The sequence below is a fragment of the Exiguobacterium sp. s28 genome (assembly GCF_018618135.1).
Taxonomy (GTDB): Bacteria; Bacillota; Bacilli; order Exiguobacteriales; family Exiguobacteriaceae; genus Exiguobacterium; species Exiguobacterium mexicanum_A.
Map to the genome: position 1 here is coordinate 169,009 of NZ_JACSLL010000003.1, position 18,539 is coordinate 187,547.

Sequence of the window (18,539 nt, forward strand, 5' to 3'; positions counted from 1 at the left end):
TGAGGGCCTGGCCGCAAGTCCGGTGCTCGTCAGACCCGTGTCTCCTCACGCGTCTTGAGCCAGGATTGGAACGCCTCAAAGTCGAACCTGACTTGATTGGCGTAAAATTGGGACCAACGCGAGATTTGACGAATGAATAGCGGTCGCGACGCCCCGATGGCAGCCGCAATCCGTTCACTCGCCTCGTAGTCGAGCACGTTCGCATCCGCATCCGCTCGCGCATGAATTTTGGCCGTGATCTCCGCCTGTACTTTCAACGTCTCGATGAGCGATTCCTCATTCTTGATGTGCTTCGCTTTCACTTTCCGCTTATACGGTGACCGCTGACGGACGTAGTATTCATTCCCATCAATCGTCAAGTAGCCGAGATACGGGTCACGACTGTGCACCATGGCACGCTGGGCCGCGATGACGCGGGCCCCTTGATGGGACAGCCCGTCCTCAAACAATGGATGCGTCGGCAAGAAGAGAGACGGGACAGCTGATTGCGCCTGCTTCATTTCGAGAATGATATCCTCGTCATGTTCAGCGTCCGCACCTTCAATCAAAATATAATACCGTTCGAGCCCGATTGAAGCGGTACCGCTCTCCCGTTTGATGGCGATGTCTTTAATCTCATAATGGTCGGCGTGGTGACGATGCTTTTCCGACAAGGATGCCAAATAGTCAGGCCATGCCTGTTTGATTTGTTTGGCAGTCTTCGGACTGACCGGGACGAGGTCGTCACTTGTCGCGAAGTAACGCTCCTCATCCCGGACTTCCGTTCGCTCCGCCATGAATGCGTCTTTCTTCTTCTCTGCCTTTTTAATCACTTTCTTGATCGCTTTGCACGTGTTCGCTTTCGTGAATTGAACATCTTCATCCTTCCCATTCGCATAGCGTTCCATCGCACGCGCGTATGTCTCTGCATACGTCTCAATGGCTCGCCTCGCATCAAATCCTGACTCCGCGGCAAACAAATCGACCGAGATCGCCATGCGAAGGACGTCAAACAAATAAGACCCGAGATACGCCTCGTCAAAATCGTTCACATCATAAATGATGGTTCCGGCCCCATCTTCGAACACACCGAAGTTTTCAAAATGCAAGTCCCCTTGAATGAACGTCGGATGAGACGCGTCGGTATCGAACGCGAGCGGTACTTTCGCAAAGTCATAATAGAACAAGTGGGAGCTCCCCCGGAAAAACGAGAACGGGGTCGCACTCATCTTGTTGTACTTCTCATCTCTAGCCGCTTCAGACAAGTTTCGAATCGATTTGTCGTAGTAATCCAAGACGGTCGCGAGCGTCTCACGACGGATCTGTTGTTTGACGGATGTGAACATGACCTTCTCCCCTTCACGCATCGAATAAGTGCTTGTACTCTCCATAACCTGCAGACTCTAACTCTTCTTTTGGAATGAAACGGAGTGCTGCCGAGTTGATGCAGTAGCGCAGACCCCCTAGTTCTTTCGGGCCGTCATCGAATAAGTGACCGAGGTGACTGTCGGCTCCCTTCGAGCGGACTTCAGTCCGAACCATATGGTGCGTCGTGTCCATGTTCATGTCGATACGCTTTTCCTCGATTGGACGGGCGAAGCTCGGCCAGCCGCAATTCGACTGGAACTTGTCGCGCGACGTGAAGAGCGGCGTACCATCAATCACGTCGACATACAATCCTTCTCGTTCCTCGTCCCAATACTCATTTTGAAACGGGGGCTCGGTCCCGTTCTCTTGCGTGACTTTATATTGGATTGGCGTCAAGCGGTCTTTCAGTTCTTTCTGAATCTTCTTGTCGCTCCACGCCTCTTTCACAAACTTGGCACGGCCTGAACCGACCCGATACATTTCGTAGCGGAACGGATTTTTCTTATAGTAGTCTTGATGATAGTCTTCGGCTTCCCAAAACGTTTTCGCGGGACGGATCTCGACTTCGATCGGTCGGTCGAATCGGCCTGAGTCCTCGATCTCTTGCTTTGAACGTTCCGCCGCTACGCGCTGTTCTTCCGAATGATAGAAGATGGCCGGGCGATACGACTCACCGCGGTCATTGAATTGTCCGCCGCCATCGGTCGGGTCGATTTGACGCCAATAGATGCGTAACAGTTCCTCGTATGAAATGACTTCCGGGTCAAACGTGACCTCGATCGCCTCAAGGTGACCGGTCGTCTCCGAACAGACTTGTTGATAGGTCGGGTTGTCGACGTGCCCGCCCGTGTAGCCGGAAATGACGCGCTCGACCCCTTCGTATTTATGAAACGGTTTGACCATGCACCAAAAACAGCCTCCCGCAAATGTAGCTTTTGCCATAATAAATCCCTCCTTACTATGTAGTGTACCCAAAAAATCTCGTCGACAACAAAAAACGAGAACCACGAACGTGTTCTCGTCTTAGTCTTCTTCGACCTGATTCATGTGCCGCATCACTAAAAATAAGATGACGCCGACGATAAGCGCCCCGAGCACGGTCAACGCCATATTCCCTCGAGCCGATAATGTATAAAAGATGGCCAACCCGATCAAGATGAGCGCGATCGGAATAAACGCTCGCTTAAAATGATCCCAATACCGCACGGACAGTCCCCCTTTCTTTCTATCATACCAAATTTGTTTGCTATGATAGAGAGGAAGATGATGTTTCATTTCGAAGGAGGCACTTAGTATGGAGGTTGAACGGTTATGGGCCAATCGCCCGACACTGATGTGGGAAGACCGGATGAATGAAGGCGATGACGTGTATACCGTCGAGATCATCTTTGCCGTTGACGCCGCGCTCCGACGGTACGTGACCGCATTGACACATGCAGACGGAACGGAAGCAAGCGTCTTGGCAGCGGTCCGCGACGTCGTGTTGCGCTTGAACGAGCTCGATGCCGAGCACGACCATTTCATCGAGACGGTTGAGCGTGAGGAACTGTACGATTTCATTCAAGCCGGGGCAATTCTAGCCGGTTATGAGACTGACGAGGACGTGACGGAAGATTGGCGCGACTGGTGAACACATTGCACTCCTCCATAAGCAGTCAACGCTGTTTGAATATGCTAAACTGAAACTAATTATTTCCATTTCACGCAAGGGGATGCAGCCATGCTAACCATCATCAACTCGTTTTTTCTGAACTTGTGTATCCTATTCACCCTCTTCACGATCTCATTTCTTCCGTTCCGCAATCGTCCGCGTCTGACACCGAAATCACCGTTGAAAGGTCGAATCCTGCTTGGCGTCCAGACAGGGATCGTCGCCTTGATTTTACTCGCAAACGCACTGCCGCTCGAAGGGATTTTGATCGACTTGCGCTCCATCCCCATCTCGCTTGCCGTCTTGTTCGGCGGGTGGGTCAGCGGGGTTGTCGCTGCCGTCATCTTTCTGACCGCCCGATTTTTCATGGTGACCGACGGGGCGTATATCGGCTTTTATTTGGCGGTCTTGACGATGATTGGACTCGTCCTTCCCATCAGTCTATTGCGGCTAAAACTCGATAACACTCGCAACACGTTACTCGTCTTCACGACGATCAGTGTCACCGTCTTCGGTGCGGCCATCTATTATGCGTTGCCGCTCGAACTGTTCTATCCTGTCATTCTCGCCTACGTCGTCATGGCGTACGGCGGCGCCTGTGCCGCGTATCGTTTGCTCCAAGAGTTGCGTCGTCATTTCGAGAACGTCCAACATCAGCAACAACTCGCCCGGACCGACGCGTTGACCGGCATCGCCAACCGGCGTCTATTGAACGAGGCGATGGCCAACTTGAACGTCGAAGCCAAAGAATACGCCTTGATCCTCGTCGACATCGACCACTTCAAGCGCGTGAACGACACGTACGGTCATGACGTCGGGGACGACGTCTTACGGGAGCTCGGCATGTTGCTCGTCGCCGAGAGTGAAGAGCGTCATCTCGTCGGCCGCTTCGGCGGAGAAGAATTTTTAATCATCATGCCGAACGCCAATCGAGATGAAGTGACTCACCTCGCTGAATCTATACGAGAAAAAGTCTCGACGTTCCCGTTCGAGACGAGTGCGGGGACGCTTCATATCACCGTTTCGCTCGGGGCCTGCCATTCGAACGACATCGAAGTCGACAGCGTGTTGAAACATGCCGACGAAGCGTTATACCACGCAAAGGAATCGGGACGAAATCGATTCATTCTGGCGTCGTAAAGCGCCTCATGTTCGCAAAAGATTGCGATTTTCCGCAGTTTTCCCGCTTTACTTTCAACTAGTGAATCGGTACACTAGGCTAGACTTTGATTCGACTATCCTTACAGTGATCATAGATTTGGACAGAAAAAGGGGAAACACATTTCATGACAGTATTGTTATCACTATTCGGTTTGATGTTTGTGGGATCGTTCATCCTCGACTATCAACGTGGCAAGACGTTCCGGCAGTCGCTCTTCGGGGGAGTCGATACGATGAAACGGAACTTGTTTATCTTTTTACGCACGTCCCTCTCGATGATGATTTTTATCGGTCCGCTCCTACTCATCTCCATGTTCGCCTTCTCAGAACTCGTATCGTTCGAGACGGTCGCCGCCTTCATGATTGCCGTGCTCAGCATCGGGTTCGCGGAACGCATCATCGGGATGATCGTCGCACCGCTCGTCCGGACGTTCTGGCACCAACGCGGAAAATTGATGCCGCTCTATCTTGATGCAGGTCTTTATATTTTCTTGCTGTCGATTCTCATCCTCGAGTTCTTGATGAACATTCCAGGTGTTGAACTCGGTGCTTCTGCCATCGCGGTATTTTATGCGTTCGCGCTCTTCTATACTCGTTACTTGTTCAGCTTACTTCGCTTCACGCTTCGTAAGGGCGTACCGTCGAGCTGACAACGATCCGCAAACAGTTTGGTTTGCGGTTTTTTTGTACAATTTACTAATTGACAATGAGAATCGTTATCACTTATACTTTAGTTGTAGCTCCCAAAGCTTGACGTAAACGTTCCCCAAACCAATACGTCACGTGGATTCCCCTCCACGACACTCTTTTTGAAAGCAATGCGACAACCCCCATTTGTTGCACCCAAATTTGCCATCCAAAAAAACGAGCGGCTCTCCGACGGAGCCGCTCGTTTTTTCATGCAAAGATATCTTGTTCGATTTGTTTCAATCCATAAAACACACCGTGTGCCTGCATCAGTTCATCATACGATCCGGTCTCGACGATGCGTCCGGACTCCATGACGATGATGTGATCGAAACGTTCGAGCCCAGTCAGACGATGGCTGACCATGACGAGCGTCGCTTCATCGGCTTGACGCAAAATCTCGGCGAATACGTCCGCCTCGGTCCGCGCATCGAGCGCCGATGTCGCTTCGTCAAGTATCCAGAGCAATCCATTCTTCAACAAGGCTCGGGCGATGGCAAGACGTTGCCGCTCGCCGCCCGATAAGTTCGCCCCTTTCTCAAGGACGGGCTCGTCGAGCGAGAAACCGAGGCGGACACTCGCGAGCGCCGCTTCCATCTCAGCGTCCGAGAAATTACCGGCGAGCTCCAAGTTCTCTCGCACCGTCCCGAAGAAGAAGTGGTTCTCTTGAAGGACGACGCTGGCTTCACGCCAGACCGATGCTTGGGTCACATCGTCCAACCGCTGTCCATTCAATCGGATCTCACCAGACTCAGGTCTGACAAAAGCGAGCAACAGTTGAAGTAGTGTCGATTTTCCTGAGCCGCTCGGTCCGACGATAACGGTCTTTGAACCGCCTCGTAACGTCACGTCGACGCCGCTCAGCACGTCACGGAACGTGTCCGGGTAGCGATAGCTCACGCGTTCGAACGATACGTCAGGTGCTGTCTCGAGCGCTACGTCGGTACGGGCCGACTCGGCAACGACAATCGCTTCACTCGGCTCGACCACTTCGAGCAGTCGATCGGCCGCTTGCTTGCTGTCGGCATAGTGACCTGGGAAGACTGCCATCGGTGTCGCGTTCTCAAACGCAGTGAGCGACATCATGATGAGCATGGCCAAGAAGAGGCCATTTAATTCCCCGTCGACGACAAGATAGGCCCCGATGGCCAAAACACCCCATGAGACGAGTAAGGACGCCGCCACGACGAGCGAGGAGTTGAAGAACTGGTTCGTCACATCTCGTTTTTGGGCATCGGCGTAGCGGTCGCTCTGTTCAAGCAGTTCGTTGCGCGTTTGACCAAGCCGATGGTGCAACAACAGGTCGCGATAGCCGTACATCATCTCCGTCATCCCACTCGACAGGTCTCCTCGCAAGGTACGGAGTTGCCGGTCATGCTTGGCACGGACACGGGCGAAGAAGGCCGGGATCAAAAAACCGGTCACGAAGACGCCGAACAAGATCCAAACGCTGACCCAGACCGAGAAGTATGTGACGAAGAAAATCGTGCTCAAGAAGACGAGTACCAAGATAATCGGCGGGTAGAACACCCGTAAAAAATAGTTCTGCAAGCTCTCGACGTCACCAACGACGCGAGCGAGCAAGTCCCCACTCCGATATTTGGCAAAGATGCTCGGGACGAGCGGCTCGAGTTGACGATAAAATCGGACCCGGAGTTCGCTCAAAATCGTGAACGTCGCCCGGTGCGAGGCGAGACGCTCCTGATAGCGAGCACTCGCCCGAATCACACCGAACAGTTTAATCAAAACGACGGGCACCATGAGCGCATACAGCGGCGGCACGAGCCCAGCCCGTGAGACGAGGTATCCGCTCGCCGCGAACAAAGCGACGGCTGCGATGCCAGCGACATAACCAAAGAAGATCGAGAGGATGATATCCTTTTTCTCTCGCATCATCCATTTCGTGATCGTCCAAAGGGAATTCATCCTCTCACCCCTTTCTGTAGCGTGAATAAGTCAGCGTATTGCGGAACGCTGAGCAGTTCGTCATGTGTGCCTTGGGCGACGAGACGCCCTTCGTCCATGAACCAAATCGCATCGGCTTGTTTGATCGTATGCAGACGATGCGCGACCGTGACGAGCGTTGACTCACGTGACAACTCATCGATTGAGCGCCGAACGATTTGTTCGGTCACTAAATCAAGTCCGGTCGTCGGTTCATCGAACAAGATGATGCCGGGACGTTTCAAGAAGGCCCGGGCCAAGGCGAGCCGCTGCCGTTCACCTCCGGATAAGCCGTAACCCCCTTCACCGAGTTCGGTATGAAGACCGTTCGGCAACTGAGCGATGACATCGTTCAGTCCGGCTGCCGTCGCCGCCTCGAGGATGCTCGCTTCGTCCGCCGCCTCACCGAGGGCGATATTATCGGCGACGGTGCCGGCGAACAAATACGGATTTTGTGAGATATAGCCAATCGTGTCATACCATGACGTATCGGTGTACGTCTCGAGCGGTTCACCGTCCACGAGGACACGTCCGCTGTCAGGTTTGACGAGCCCCGATAACACGTTCAAGACGGTTGTCTTCCCGGACCCGCTCGCCCCGACGAGCGCCATGTGGGAACCGGCAGGAATCATGCCGCTTAAAGGCTGGAGCGTGAAACGCCCCCCTTCATAGGCGAATGATGCTTCGTCGAGCTCGAGGTCGGGTGTCCGGCTCGTCAACGTCCGGTCGCCCCACTGCAGACGTTCATCCGGTGCGTCGAGCGCCTCGAAAATACGATCGGCCGCCCCCATGCTGCCGCGTCCGGTATGGAACGCACCGCCGAGGTCTTTAATGGCCAAATAGTATTCCGGAGCCAAGACGAGAATCAAAAAGCCGGAGAAGAACGTCAAGTTCTGCCAGACGACCATTTGCAGCGCCACTTCGAGCGCCACGACCCCTGTGCTGAGCATCGAGATGAACTCGAGCATGAGACCCGATAAGAACGCCGTCTTCAAGACGACCATCGTCGCGTCGCGGAAGTCGAGACTGCTCTTTTCAATCGCTTGCGCCTCACGCTCGGTCCGACCGTATAGTTTCAATGTCGTCAATCCTTGCAACACGTCCAAGAACTTTCCGGAGAACTGGTTCATCTTCTCCATCTGTTGTTCGGATTTTTTCTGCGTCGCAATCCCGATGATAATGAAAAAGATTGGGATGAACGGCGCCGTCACCATCATGATGACGCCCGAGATCCAATGTTGGCTGAAGACGACGACGAGAATGAGCAGCGGAATGATCGACGTTTGAATGACTTGCGGCCAATATTGGCTGAAGTAGGCGTCGACTTCATCGACCGCGTCCATGAAGACGCTGACTTTCTTTCCGGACTGGCCGGACAAAGATGTCTCGATCGGATTCGATGTATAACGGTCAAGCAACTGAAACCGGAGTGTCCGTTTCGCTTTCTCCGCTAGACTAGCTCCGATTCGTCCTGACATGTAGCCGAACAAAGCACGCGTGACGAGGGCGAGAATGAGCCAGCCGAGCGCCGGGATGATGCTTTCAAACGATGCATTTTTAAAAAAGACCTGGTCGACGATATCGACGATTAAATACGCCTGCGCCAAAATCGACAATCCGATCATCACCGCGGCGATGACGAGTCCGACGATATGGCGTTTTTCAGCTAAAGCGAGAGCTTGCAGTCGTTTCACTGCGTTCATCCTTTCTATACTATCCAAAACTTTTCTTTGTGAGGATTCTCACTAATTATAACTGATGCACACGACCATGGCGAACGCTTCGCTTAGCCAGACATGCAAAAGACGCCGCGTATATCACGTGGCGTCATACCGTCGTCTGTTCAAAGTATTCGGGATGGCCAATCATCAATTCACGCGCATCGAAGTGAAGCACCTCTTCTTTTCGTAAGCGCGATAAGATGTTCGACACGGTCTCCCGTGACGTACCGGATAAGCGTGAGATTTCAATCGTCGTGAACGGACACCGGACGCGAACCCCCTCTGCTTCCGGTTCCCCGAGGTCTTCAATCAAGTAATGGATCGTGTTGAGCACGCGTTCGGTCGCACTCGGAGTGATGATATCCTGCACCCGTCGTTCGTGCAAGTCGAGAATCCGATTCATCTGTCCGACGATATGGAGTAACATCGACGCGTTCCGAGAGACGAGTTGTTCGAATCGGTCCGTCGGCATATAGATGACCTCGATATCGGTCAACGCCTCCGCCGAATGTTGATAATACGGTTCCGTCATCAAGCCACGATACGGGAACAGTTGCTTCGGTTTCAAGTAGTCCGTATATTGATGGGTCGCCGTCTCGTTGTTGCGCTCGAGCTTCACGTAACCGCTGATTAAAAAGTAGACGCGCTCCCGAGGATCGCCTTCCATGAATAAGAGCTGTCCTTTCCGGTACGTTCGACAATAGACATGGGGCAACAGTGCCTCGAGCTCACGGGCGGTACATTTGGTGAATACATCGAGTTGCCGCAAGTCGTCTACGGTCCATTTCGGTTTCATGTTGAACCCTCCAATCTATCTTGCCTCTCCTTTTAGTATAGTTGGATTCAATTTGAAAACGCTTACAAAATCCAACGATTTTCTGACAAAAAAAAAAGAGGGGCTTTCACCCTCTTCGTCACAGCACGTTATTCAATCGAGCATCAACTCCATGATCGCATCTTGCAGGTCACGGTCGAGTTCAAGCGCGTGCAAATCGAACAGCCATGCCTCGAGCCGCGTCTTCGCTGCCGCCGATCGATACAACTTGTCTTTTAAATCATAAGAAATCTCGGCGCGGTCCAAGAAACGATACAAACGATCGAGCCGGTGATCGTTCGCCGTCAATTCGACCGGGAGAGACACCGTCATCTCTTCATCAATCGGACCGAGTTCGAGGCGCAGTGTCTGGGTCTCTCGATTGTATTCACCAGAACCGGTCACGCCTCGGAGGAGTAACGTGACGTTACGGTCAGACGGCAAGACGGTCCGGTCACCTGTAACGTGAATGTGGAGCTTCCGTTCCTCCCAATCAAGCGTGAACGTCGTCTCAGCGTAAGCACCCGTCTCATAGTCACGGTCCGACCCGTTGTCTTCATAGAGCGTGAACGTATTCGACGCGCCCGGGAAGACAAGAACTTCCAATTCGCCCGGGTTATCCGTATCGTTACGGCCCGAGTAATGCCGTGCCATCGGGATGATTGCCCCTGCTTTCGCGAACACTGCTTGTTCGTCAAGTCCCCGGAACACCCGAACCGACTTCTCTCCCGCATAGCGATGACCGGTAAAGAAATCGAACCAGTCACCTTTTGGTAACCAGACGTTCGTCGCTGCGACGTGGAGCTGTTTATTCATCGGCTCGACGATCGGAGAGATGATGAGTTCACTGCCGAAGTAGTATTCGTTCGGTACTTCATACGCCGCGTCCTCGTCCGGATGTTCATAATACATTGGTAAGATGAGCGGCAAGGCACCCGCGTGGTTCCGCCAGTTCATCGTATAGATGTACGGGATCAATTGATGGCGCAGACGCAAGAACGTCTTCATCGACCGCTCCGCCTCGAGACCGAAGCGCCACGGCTCTTTCCCGTTGAACGTACTGAACGTCGAGTGCAGGCGCATGATCGGACTGAACACACCGAACGCGACCCAACGTGCGGCGAGCTCATCGTCTTTTGAGCCTCGGTAATGGCCACCGATATCGTGACTCCACCAACCATAGCCGATATTGGAAGCGGTCGCCGTAAAGTACGGCTGGAACGCAAGCGACGCCCACGAAATCAACGTGTCTCCCGAGAAACCGACCGGATAGCGGTGACTGCCCGGGCCCGAATAACGGGAGAAGATGATTGGTCGATCGCCATCCCGGGCGATGTCGGCCGCATGATAGTGGTTCAGCATCCAGAGCGGGTCGAGCCCTTCCATTTTCGACGTCGAGCCTTGTTGCCAGTCGATCCACCAGAAATCGACGCCGTCGTCTTCATGCGGATGATGCATCTGCTCGAAATAGGCTTGAATGAAGCGTTTATCGGAAAAGTCGAACGGGATGCGGTCGCCTTGGGACGGATCGATGCCCATCGCCTCGGCCATCGCCACATATTGGTCTTCGAACGCACGCACGCCATCCGCCGGATGCAAGTTCAACGTGACGAGCAACCCTTCTTGCTTGAGCCACGTCAAGAATCCTTTCGGGTCCGGGAACAAGTTCTTATTCCATGAATAACCCGTCCATCCGCTCCCGTATTCTTCCGGGACGTCGGTGACGTGCCAATCCATGTCGATGACGCTGACCGAGAACGGGATGTCCTCTGTCTTAAACCGACGCATGAGTTCTTTATATTCCGTCTCGTCGTAGCGCCAATAGCGGCTCCACCAGTTGCCGAGCGCTTTTCGTGGCAACAGCGGCGTCGGGCCGGTCAATTGATAGAAGTCACGGAGTGCGCGCTTATACTCATGCCCATACCCGAAGTAGTACAAGTCATGGATATGTTTACGCCGCGGTTCGACGAAACGGTCCTCGGTCATGATGAACGAATCAGAGTCATCGATGACGGCATACCCTTGTTTCGAGGCGATGCCTTCACCGAGTTCGGTCGCCCCGTCGACATGGTCGAGCGTTCGCGCCGTCCCTTTCAACGTCCGCTCCGGTCCGTTAAACGTATAGCGGCTATAATACGTACTGAAGTTCCCTTTCACGTCGACGTAAAGCGTGTTCGGCGCGAACGGCCCTTTCGTGTAGTAGAGGTGGACGTGCTCCGTGATGATTTGCAATTCCGTCTCATTCTCAATCACGCGAAACTCTGGGACTGCGAACGCCCGGTTAAAGACGACTTGGGTCGGCCGGTCTTCGAACACCCCATCCTCGGCATACTCCATCCGAATCAGTTGGCTCGTCAGTACCGTGAAGCGATAGCAGCTCCCTTGGACGATTGCCCGATCATCTGCCTGCGGTTTCATTTGTTGCGTATAGACGTTCTCCTCTTCAAATAGACGCATAAGATCGAGCGTTGCCGCTCTTCGTCACTCCCCTTCTTAATTGTGCAAACGTTTACACTCAAAATGATAGCAATGTCTAAATCGACATACAACATTCCTTCCCCATGTCGGACCATAAAAAACGACGAGCAGCCAATTCAGGAAAAAAGCCACAGACGCTGATGTCTGTGGCGTTGAGCTTATTGTTGGAGCGTCGCGGCGAGTCGGACGCGCGTCCCGACCTCACCTCGGACCGCCGCAAGGGCTTGTTCGAGCGACGTGATGACGGCAACCCGGTCGTGTCCTGATTCGGCGAATTGAAGGGCGGCCCGAACTTTCGGCAACATGCTGCCCGGTGCGAACTGGCCTTCGGCGATAAACGTCTCGAGTTGTTCTTTCGTAGTCTCCTCGAGCGCCCGGGCCGACGGTGTCCCGAAATCGACGAACACGTGCTCGACGGCCGTCAAGATGAGGAGCATGTCGGCGTCGACGAGATCGGCGAGTTTCGCAGCGGCAAAATCTTTATCGATGACCGCCTCGACGCCGATATAGCCATCGGCTGTATCGATGACAGGAATCCCCCCGCCGCCAGAGGCGACGACGATGTGCTCATGGGCGACGAGGTCACGGATGACCGCGTGCTCAAGAATCGCCACTGGAAACGGGCTCGGGACCACGCGGCGATAGCCGCGACCGGCGTCTTCTTTGAACACATAACCGGTCGTCCGTTCAAGCTGCTGCGCTTCCGCCTCGTCATAGAAAGGACCAATCGGCTTCGTCGGGTGACTGAAGGCACTATCGTTCGGGTCGACGACCGACCGCGTGACGATCGGTGCGACCGAACGTTCCAAACCACGAGATCTCAGTGCTTTCGTGAGGGCGTTCTCGAACCAATAGCCAATCATCCCTTGTGTCATCGCCCCGCAAACGTCGAGCGGCAAGGCCGGCGTCGCCGGACTGTCCGACGCAGCCTGCTGCAACATCAAATTTCCGACTTGCGGCCCGTTGCCATGGGTGATGATGACCTCAATCCCTTCGGCGACAAGCGCGGCCAGTGATTCCGCCGTCGCCTCAACGGCTCGAATTTGAGCCTCGGCCGTCGCATCTTTACCTTGTTGAATCGCATTTCCACCTAGTGCGATGACTACTCGTTTATTCCGCATATTGGTTTCCCCCGATCAAAAGACTGAGATATTTCCTGAGACGATGCGCACGACGGCCAAGATGGCGAGCGCGGTCAAGACACCGGCCACGATCCACTCCGTCTTCGTCAACGTCTTGATGCCGTTCTCACGTTGCGCCTTGATGTAGAGCAACGTACCTGGTGCGTACAGTAACGTCGTCAAGAGCAGATAGTCGATTCCGGCCGCATAGATGAGCCAAATCCCGTAAATCGAGGCGACGGCTCCGATGATGAGGTCGCGGGTCCGACGTTCACCGGCATTGTAGCCGATGCCGTTCTTCGCGACTTTGACTTGATAGAAGGCCGAGAAGACGTACGGGATCAAGATGGCGCTCGAGGCGAGCGAGAACGCGAAATTATACGCCGCATCCGAGAACAGGAACGTGAAGAGGAACAGCTGGATCAACCCGTTCGTGAGCCAAAGCGCGTTGGCCGGCGCATTGTTTTTGTTCTCTTTCGTGAACCATTTCGGGAACACGCCGTCTTTCCCGGCTACGAATGGGATCTCAGCGGCGAGCAACGTCCAGCCGAGCCATGCTCCGAGAACTGATATGACGAGACCGCCATTGATGAGCATCGCGCCCCACGGTCCGACCGCTGACTCGAGCAAGTACGCCATCGCCGGTTGCGAGGCGTTCGCCACGTTCTCTGGATTCATGAGACCGAGCGACATGACCGAGATGAGCAGATAGATGATGAGCGTCCCGAGCAATCCGATGACCGTCGCTTTCCCGACGTCCGAGCGCTTGCGGGCCCGTCCAGATAAGACGACCGCCCCTTCGACCCCGATGAACACCCATAGTGTGACGAGCATCGTCGAGACGACCTGGTCTCTCACACTACCCCATGAGAAACCACCCTGTCCCCAGAAATCGAACGTGAAATTATCGAGGTTGAAGAAGAATAAGGTGATGGTGATGAAAGCAAAAATCGGTACGAGTTTGGCAATCGTCGTGATGATGTTGATCATCGACGCTTCGTGGATACCACGTAAAATCAACGAATGCACGAGCCATAGCATAATCGAGGCACCAATGATCGAAGCGATGTTTTGACCGCCTTCAAAGATTGGGAAGAAATAGCCGACCGAACTGAACAGAAGCGTCGCATAGGCGACGTTGCCGAGCCACGCGGATAGCCAGTAGCCCCACGCCGAGTTGAACCCGACAAACTGACCGAAGCCGGCACGGGCATAACTGTACACACCACCATCGAGATCCGGACGACGCATCGTCAAATTTTGAAAACTGAGTCCGAGGGCGATAATCCCGATTCCGGTGATGACCCACCCAATCAAAATCGCTCCCGCGTTCGCACCTTGGGCCAAGTCGGCCGCCAAGTTGAAGGCGCCGCCGCCGATCATTGAACCGACGACGAGTGCCGTCAGCGCCCCGAGCCCTAAACGTCGATCTTTCTTCTCTGGTTGCACGCCAGCCGTTCCACTTGAGTCATGCGCTATTTTCGTAGACATTGAACTCATCCCTTTCGTTTAGTACGGGCCGGAGGGGAGATCCCCTCCCATCCGTCAGCGTTCAAGCCATTCGTTCGTGTCGGTGAGCGTCGCGGCCATCACCGCTTTAATCGTATGCATCCGGTTCTCGGCTTCGTCAAAGACGAAGGAGTGACGGCTCCGGAACACTTCATCCGTGACTTCCATCTCGCTCAACCCGTACTCCGCATGGATCGCCCGGCCGACTTCGGTCTCCAAGTCGTGGAAGGCAGGCAGACAGTGGAGGAACATGACGTCCGGATTATTCGTCTTCGTGAGCATGTCCATGTTCACTTGATATGGGTGAAGCAGTTTGATGCGCTCGGCGAACTCGGCCTCTTCGCCCATCGACACCCAGACGTCCGTGTAGATGACGTCGGCGTCGGCGACCGCTTCGTCGATGCTTTCGGTCAACGTGATCTTCGCCCCTGTCTCGGCAGCGACCGAGCGGGCAAAATCGACGACTTCATCCGACGGCCAAAGCGATTTCGGCGCACAGATACGCATGTCCATCCCGACTTTGGCACCACCGATGAGGAGCGTGTTACCCATATTGTTGCGCCCGTCACCAACGTAGACGAAGCGGATGCCAGACAGCTCGCCTTTCTGTTCTTTGACGGTCAAGAAGTCGGCCAAGATTTGCGTTGGATGATACAAATCCGTCAACCCGTTCCATACCGGGACACCGGCGTCTTTGGCCAGCCCTTCGACCGTGTCATGGGCGAAGCCGCGGAATTGGATGCCGTCAAACATACGCCCGAGCACGATCGCCGTGTCGCGCACCGATTCTTTTTTGCCAAACTGGATATCCGATTTCCCGAGGTATTCCGGATGCATGCCTAGATCGATGGCCGCCACAGTGAACGCACAACGCGTCCGCGTCGAAGGTTTCTCAAACAACAGCGCCACATTCTTTCCTTCACAGATTCGATGCGGGACGCCTTGTTTCTTTTGACGTTTGAAGGCGGCCGATAAATCGATCAAATAGTTCAACTCATCCCCTGAAAAATCGTTCAATGATAGAAAATGACGGCCTTTCAAATCAAAGTTGTACGTTGTAGACATGCTCGTTTCCTCCTCGTTAAATGTCTTTGCGGATAATCGGACAGCTCATGCAGCGTGGGCCCCCACGGCCACGCGACAATTCACTCGACATGATCTCGATGACTTCGACGCCTTCTGAGCGAAGCAACTCGTTCGAGACGTAGTTACGGTCGTACGTGACGACGACGCCTGGAGCGATCGCGAGTGTGTTCGACCCATCGTTCCATTGTTCGCGGGCAGCGGCGATCGGGTCTCCGCCCCCACATGGGATCAAGACGATCTCATCGAGACCGAGTGCGGCTTTCAACACGTTCAACAGATCCGTATGCTGGGTGATGTGAAGTTCACCCTCGGCGTTCAACGACAGTTCAAAGATGTTCATCTTGCCTCCTGGCCCTTGGATGAACGGGTGAATCGTGAACTTGTCATGGTCGACCATCGTGAAGACCGTATCGAGGTGCATGAACGCGCGCGACTTCGGAATCTCGATGGCGATGACTTTCTTGAACGTGCCGCCGTTTTTCAACAAGTTGAGAGCGACCCGTTCAATCCCTTGGGCCGTCGTCCGCTCGGAAATCCCGATGGCGACGACTTCTTTCGAGAGAACGAGTTCATCTCCACCTTCCATCGCGAAGCGGTAGTCGCGGTCCGACCAGATCGGGATGTCGTGTTTCGCGAATCGCGGATGATAGCGCATAATATATTGCGTGAACAACGATTCGCGGCGGCGAGCCGGCTCTTTCATCCGGTTGATGGATAGCCCGTTCCCGATGGCTGCCGATGGGTCACGAGTGAAATATAAGTTCGGCATCGGGTCGAGATAGAACGGGTATGTGTCCTCAATCATCTCGTGCAAGTGGCGCCGTTTCTCTGGCTTAATCTCAGACTTGCGAATGCCGGCCATAACGGTTTCAATCAATTTTTCGTTGTCGTAGGCGAGCAAATATTCTTTAAGTGTCTCGTACGAGCCGTTGATATTCGATTTTGACTCCGCCAAGATATCGGCGACGAATCGTTCGCGCACCCCTGGCAGTGATAACGTTTCGGCCATCAAATTTTCTAGATAGAGTACTTCGACGCCACGATTTTGGAGCACGCTCGCAAAGTAGTCATGTTCTTTTTGAATGACCGGAAGATGAGGAATGTCGTCGAACAAGAGTCGTTCCAAATATTCTGGGGTCAAATTTTCGAGTTCACGCCCTGGTCGTTTCAATAGTACCGTCCTAAGTTCACCAATTTCTGAATACACGTGGATCGGATGTTTCAGCGTTGTATCCCGTGCGGTTTGTTGATCCGTCATCGATATCATCTCGCTTCCTCCTTGTGATTCGGGTGTGTTTCTACCCTTACATTATCAACTTACCCAATTCCGAGTTGGGCAAGTCCGACGTTTGGACTGTGGTGGATTCCACACTAAAGTGCATAGATGATGACGTGGCATGAATGAACAACCACTCGAGAAACGGTGCGTCCCCTCAAATCGGAGGAGAGAGACGTATACACACTGCATAGATTGTGAAAAAAATTCATAACATTTTTTTGATTTTGTTTGAGCCCGACTAAAGTCGTGACATAATATAGACAAATGATGTGAAAAGGAAGTGAGTCGATGGCAATCGAACGTACAGAACGCGCCCGTCATGAAGCCCAAGTGACAGCGCTCATCCAAAAAGGGGACCCGGTCGATTTCCGCGACGTGTTTCTCACACTCCATCCGGGCGAACAAGCCGACCTCTTCATTGAGCTCGAGCAACCGGGTCGCCAGTTCGTCTACGATGCCTTGTCCCCGGAAGCGTTCACCGACCTATTTGAAAAGCTCGAACTCGATGAACAAGAACAGTTCATCCAAGAGATGCCACGTCCGTTCGCCGTACGCGTGTTGAACGACATGTTCTCGGATAACGCCGCCGACTTGATGACCGAGCTCCCGGACGATTTCATGAACGAACTGTTCGAGTTGATGGACGAGACCGAGGCGACCGAAGTCAAAGACTTAATGCGCTATCCGGATGATACGGCCGGCGCCATCATGACGACCGAGTTTATCGTGTTGAAAGCGGACAAGACCGTCGGTGCGACGCTCGAAGACTTGCGCGAACTTGGACCGGAAGCCGAGACGATCTATTACCTGTATGTCATCGACACCGATCGCCGGCTCGTCGGCGTCGTCTCGCTACGCGATTTGATCGTCTCCCCGCTCGATGTGCAAATTGCGGATATCATGGGCCGACGCGTCGTATCGGCCCACGTCCTCGCCGACCAAGAGGACTTGGCGCGGACCGTTCAAAAATATGATCTATTGGCCTTGCCTGTCATCGACAGCGAGGACCACTTGCTCGGAATTATCACGGTCGACGATGTCATGGATGTCATCGAACGGGAGACGACCGAGGACTTTGAGGAGCTGTCAGCGACAAAAGGATCGTCCGACATCAATATGGGACCGGTCGAAGCAGCGATAAAACGGGCCCCTTGGATTATCAGCCTCATGTTTCTCGGGATGATCACCGCGTCGACGATTGGTGGCTTCGAGGATACACTCGAAGCGATCGTCCTGCTCGCTGTCTTCATGCCGCTCGTCATGGGTTCGGCCGGGAACGCCGCCACCCAATCGCTCGTCGTCGCCGTCCGTTCAATCGCACTCGGGACGATCAATCGAAAGAACGTGTTGAAGATGATTCGCCGTGAGTTCGGGACGGGCGTCTTGCTCGGTCTCGCCTGCATGGTCGTCATCTTTGGGGTCATCACCGTTTTGTACGACAGTGCCTTAATCGGGATGATCGTCGGTCTGTCGATCTTTGCGTCACTCAGCGTGGCGACCATCGTCGGGACGCTCGTGCCGCTCCTCATCAATCGATTGAAACTTGATCCGGCCGTGGCGTCGGGCCCCTTCATCACGACGGTCGTCGACAACCTCGGCTTGATCATTTATTTCACGGTCGCGACTTCGTTGCTACGCTTTTTCTGACACCTGACATCTCAGGTGTCTTTTTTGTCGTGATGTTTATTACAGTTCTTTTACAAAAGAGAAAATGGGAAATAATCATGATTTAGGACGGGTA

Annotated in this window: 15 protein-coding genes; 4 read left to right on the forward strand and 11 right to left on the reverse strand. The window is 53.8% G+C overall.

Going from position 1 to position 18,539, the window contains the following annotated elements:
* Positions 1 to 29: 29 nt before the first annotated feature.
* From KNP78_RS05275 to KNP78_RS05285, 3 genes are all read right to left on the reverse strand, one after another.
* A complete protein-coding gene (locus tag KNP78_RS05275; RefSeq protein ID WP_214753555.1) occupies positions 30 to 1,325 on the reverse strand; it encodes a DUF2252 domain-containing protein in 1,296 nt (431 codons plus the stop codon).
* A gap of 13 nt (positions 1,326 to 1,338) precedes the next feature.
* Positions 1,339 to 2,289 (reverse strand): peptide-methionine (S)-S-oxide reductase MsrA, encoded by a 951-nt coding sequence (msrA, locus tag KNP78_RS05280; RefSeq protein ID WP_029594568.1) that lies wholly within the window; start codon positions 2,287 to 2,289, stop codon positions 1,339 to 1,341.
* Between the two features lie 81 nt (positions 2,290 to 2,370).
* The gene (locus KNP78_RS05285; RefSeq protein WP_138858671.1) at positions 2,371 to 2,553 is read right to left on the reverse strand and encodes a hypothetical protein; all 183 of its coding nucleotides are present in this window, start codon (positions 2,551 to 2,553) and stop codon (positions 2,371 to 2,373) included.
* 88 nt (positions 2,554 to 2,641) lie between these two features.
* Here KNP78_RS05285 and KNP78_RS05290 point away from each other — a divergent pair, with 88 nt between their 5' ends.
* The 3 genes from KNP78_RS05290 to KNP78_RS05300 all read left to right on the forward strand — a co-directional run bounded on the left by KNP78_RS05290 (position 2,642) and on the right by KNP78_RS05300 (position 4,809).
* Positions 2,642 to 2,977 (forward strand): hypothetical protein, encoded by a 336-nt coding sequence (locus KNP78_RS05290; RefSeq protein WP_214753848.1) that lies wholly within the window; start codon positions 2,642 to 2,644, stop codon positions 2,975 to 2,977.
* Between the two features lie 90 nt (positions 2,978 to 3,067).
* The gene (locus tag KNP78_RS05295) at positions 3,068 to 4,138 is read left to right on the forward strand and encodes a GGDEF domain-containing protein (protein WP_214753553.1); all 1,071 of its coding nucleotides are present in this window, start codon (positions 3,068 to 3,070) and stop codon (positions 4,136 to 4,138) included.
* Positions 4,139 to 4,284: 146 nt separating this feature from the next.
* Positions 4,285 to 4,809, forward strand: coding sequence for a hypothetical protein (locus KNP78_RS05300; RefSeq protein WP_138858668.1), 525 nt, complete (start codon positions 4,285 to 4,287; stop codon positions 4,807 to 4,809).
* A gap of 247 nt (positions 4,810 to 5,056) precedes the next feature.
* On the opposite strand, the gene cydC is transcribed toward KNP78_RS05300, so the two are convergent.
* The 8 genes from cydC to arcA form a co-directional block, all read right to left on the reverse strand.
* Entirely contained in the window at positions 5,057 to 6,772 is a 1,716-nt protein-coding gene (gene cydC / locus KNP78_RS05305) for a thiol reductant ABC exporter subunit CydC (RefSeq protein ID WP_214753551.1), read from the reverse strand.
* Positions 6,769 to 8,493: a thiol reductant ABC exporter subunit CydD gene (cydD, locus tag KNP78_RS05310; RefSeq protein ID WP_214823386.1), complete on the reverse strand. Its 1,725-nt coding sequence runs from the start codon at positions 8,491 to 8,493 to the stop codon at positions 6,769 to 6,771. Before cydD ends, cydC begins: the two co-directional genes overlap by 4 nt.
* Before the next feature lie 124 nt (positions 8,494 to 8,617).
* Positions 8,618 to 9,307, reverse strand: a complete 690-nt coding sequence (locus tag KNP78_RS05315; RefSeq protein ID WP_214753547.1) for a Crp/Fnr family transcriptional regulator — start codon at positions 9,305 to 9,307, stop codon at positions 8,618 to 8,620.
* A 132-nt stretch (positions 9,308 to 9,439) separates the two neighbouring features.
* Complete coding sequence (locus tag KNP78_RS05320) at positions 9,440 to 11,782, reverse strand: glycoside hydrolase family 31 protein (protein ID WP_214753545.1); 2,343 nt, start codon at positions 11,780 to 11,782, stop codon at positions 9,440 to 9,442.
* A 179-nt stretch (positions 11,783 to 11,961) separates the two neighbouring features.
* The gene (gene arcC, locus KNP78_RS05325) at positions 11,962 to 12,924 is read right to left on the reverse strand and encodes a carbamate kinase (RefSeq protein ID WP_214753543.1); all 963 of its coding nucleotides are present in this window, start codon (positions 12,922 to 12,924) and stop codon (positions 11,962 to 11,964) included.
* A gap of 15 nt (positions 12,925 to 12,939) precedes the next feature.
* Positions 12,940 to 14,415, reverse strand: a complete 1,476-nt coding sequence (arcD, locus tag KNP78_RS05330; protein WP_214753541.1) for an arginine-ornithine antiporter — start codon at positions 14,413 to 14,415, stop codon at positions 12,940 to 12,942.
* 54 nt (positions 14,416 to 14,469) lie between these two features.
* Entirely contained in the window at positions 14,470 to 15,498 is a 1,029-nt protein-coding gene (gene argF, locus KNP78_RS05335; protein WP_214753539.1) for an ornithine carbamoyltransferase, read from the reverse strand.
* A gap of 16 nt (positions 15,499 to 15,514) precedes the next feature.
* The gene (gene arcA / locus KNP78_RS05340) at positions 15,515 to 16,744 is read right to left on the reverse strand and encodes an arginine deiminase (protein ID WP_214753824.1); all 1,230 of its coding nucleotides are present in this window, start codon (positions 16,742 to 16,744) and stop codon (positions 15,515 to 15,517) included.
* A gap of 342 nt (positions 16,745 to 17,086) precedes the next feature.
* Here arcA and mgtE point away from each other — a divergent pair, with 342 nt between their 5' ends.
* The gene (gene mgtE, locus KNP78_RS05345; protein ID WP_214823387.1) at positions 17,087 to 18,445 is read left to right on the forward strand and encodes a magnesium transporter; all 1,359 of its coding nucleotides are present in this window, start codon (positions 17,087 to 17,089) and stop codon (positions 18,443 to 18,445) included.
* Positions 18,446 to 18,539 lie beyond the last annotated feature (94 nt).

What these genes read in the sequence shown, in the direction of transcription:
- KNP78_RS05275 (WP_214753555.1), bottom strand. Translation starts at nt 1,325, where the DNA reads ATGTTCACATCCGTCAAACAACAGATCCGTCGTGAGACGCTCGCGACC.
- msrA (WP_029594568.1), bottom strand. Translation starts at nt 2,289, where the DNA reads ATGGCAAAAGCTACATTTGCGGGAGGCTGTTTTTGGTGCATGGTCAAA.
- KNP78_RS05290 (WP_214753848.1), top strand. Translation starts at nt 2,642, where the DNA reads ATGGAGGTTGAACGGTTATGGGCCAATCGCCCGACACTGATGTGGGAA.
- KNP78_RS05295 (WP_214753553.1), top strand. Translation starts at nt 3,068, where the DNA reads ATGCTAACCATCATCAACTCGTTTTTTCTGAACTTGTGTATCCTATTC.
- KNP78_RS05300 (WP_138858668.1), top strand. Translation starts at nt 4,285, where the DNA reads ATGACAGTATTGTTATCACTATTCGGTTTGATGTTTGTGGGATCGTTC.
- cydC (WP_214753551.1), bottom strand. Translation starts at nt 6,772, where the DNA reads ATGAATTCCCTTTGGACGATCACGAAATGGATGATGCGAGAGAAAAAG.
- cydD (WP_214823386.1), bottom strand. Translation starts at nt 8,493, where the DNA reads ATGAACGCAGTGAAACGACTGCAAGCTCTCGCTTTAGCTGAAAAACGC.
- KNP78_RS05315 (WP_214753547.1), bottom strand. Translation starts at nt 9,307, where the DNA reads ATGAAACCGAAATGGACCGTAGACGACTTGCGGCAACTCGATGTATTC.
- KNP78_RS05320 (WP_214753545.1), bottom strand. Translation starts at nt 11,782, where the DNA reads ATGCGTCTATTTGAAGAGGAGAACGTCTATACGCAACAAATGAAACCG.
- arcC (WP_214753543.1), bottom strand. Translation starts at nt 12,924, where the DNA reads ATGCGGAATAAACGAGTAGTCATCGCACTAGGTGGAAATGCGATTCAA.
- arcD (WP_214753541.1), bottom strand. Translation starts at nt 14,415, where the DNA reads ATGTCTACGAAAATAGCGCATGACTCAAGTGGAACGGCTGGCGTGCAA.
- argF (WP_214753539.1), bottom strand. Translation starts at nt 15,498, where the DNA reads ATGTCTACAACGTACAACTTTGATTTGAAAGGCCGTCATTTTCTATCA.
- mgtE (WP_214823387.1), top strand. Translation starts at nt 17,087, where the DNA reads ATGGCAATCGAACGTACAGAACGCGCCCGTCATGAAGCCCAAGTGACA.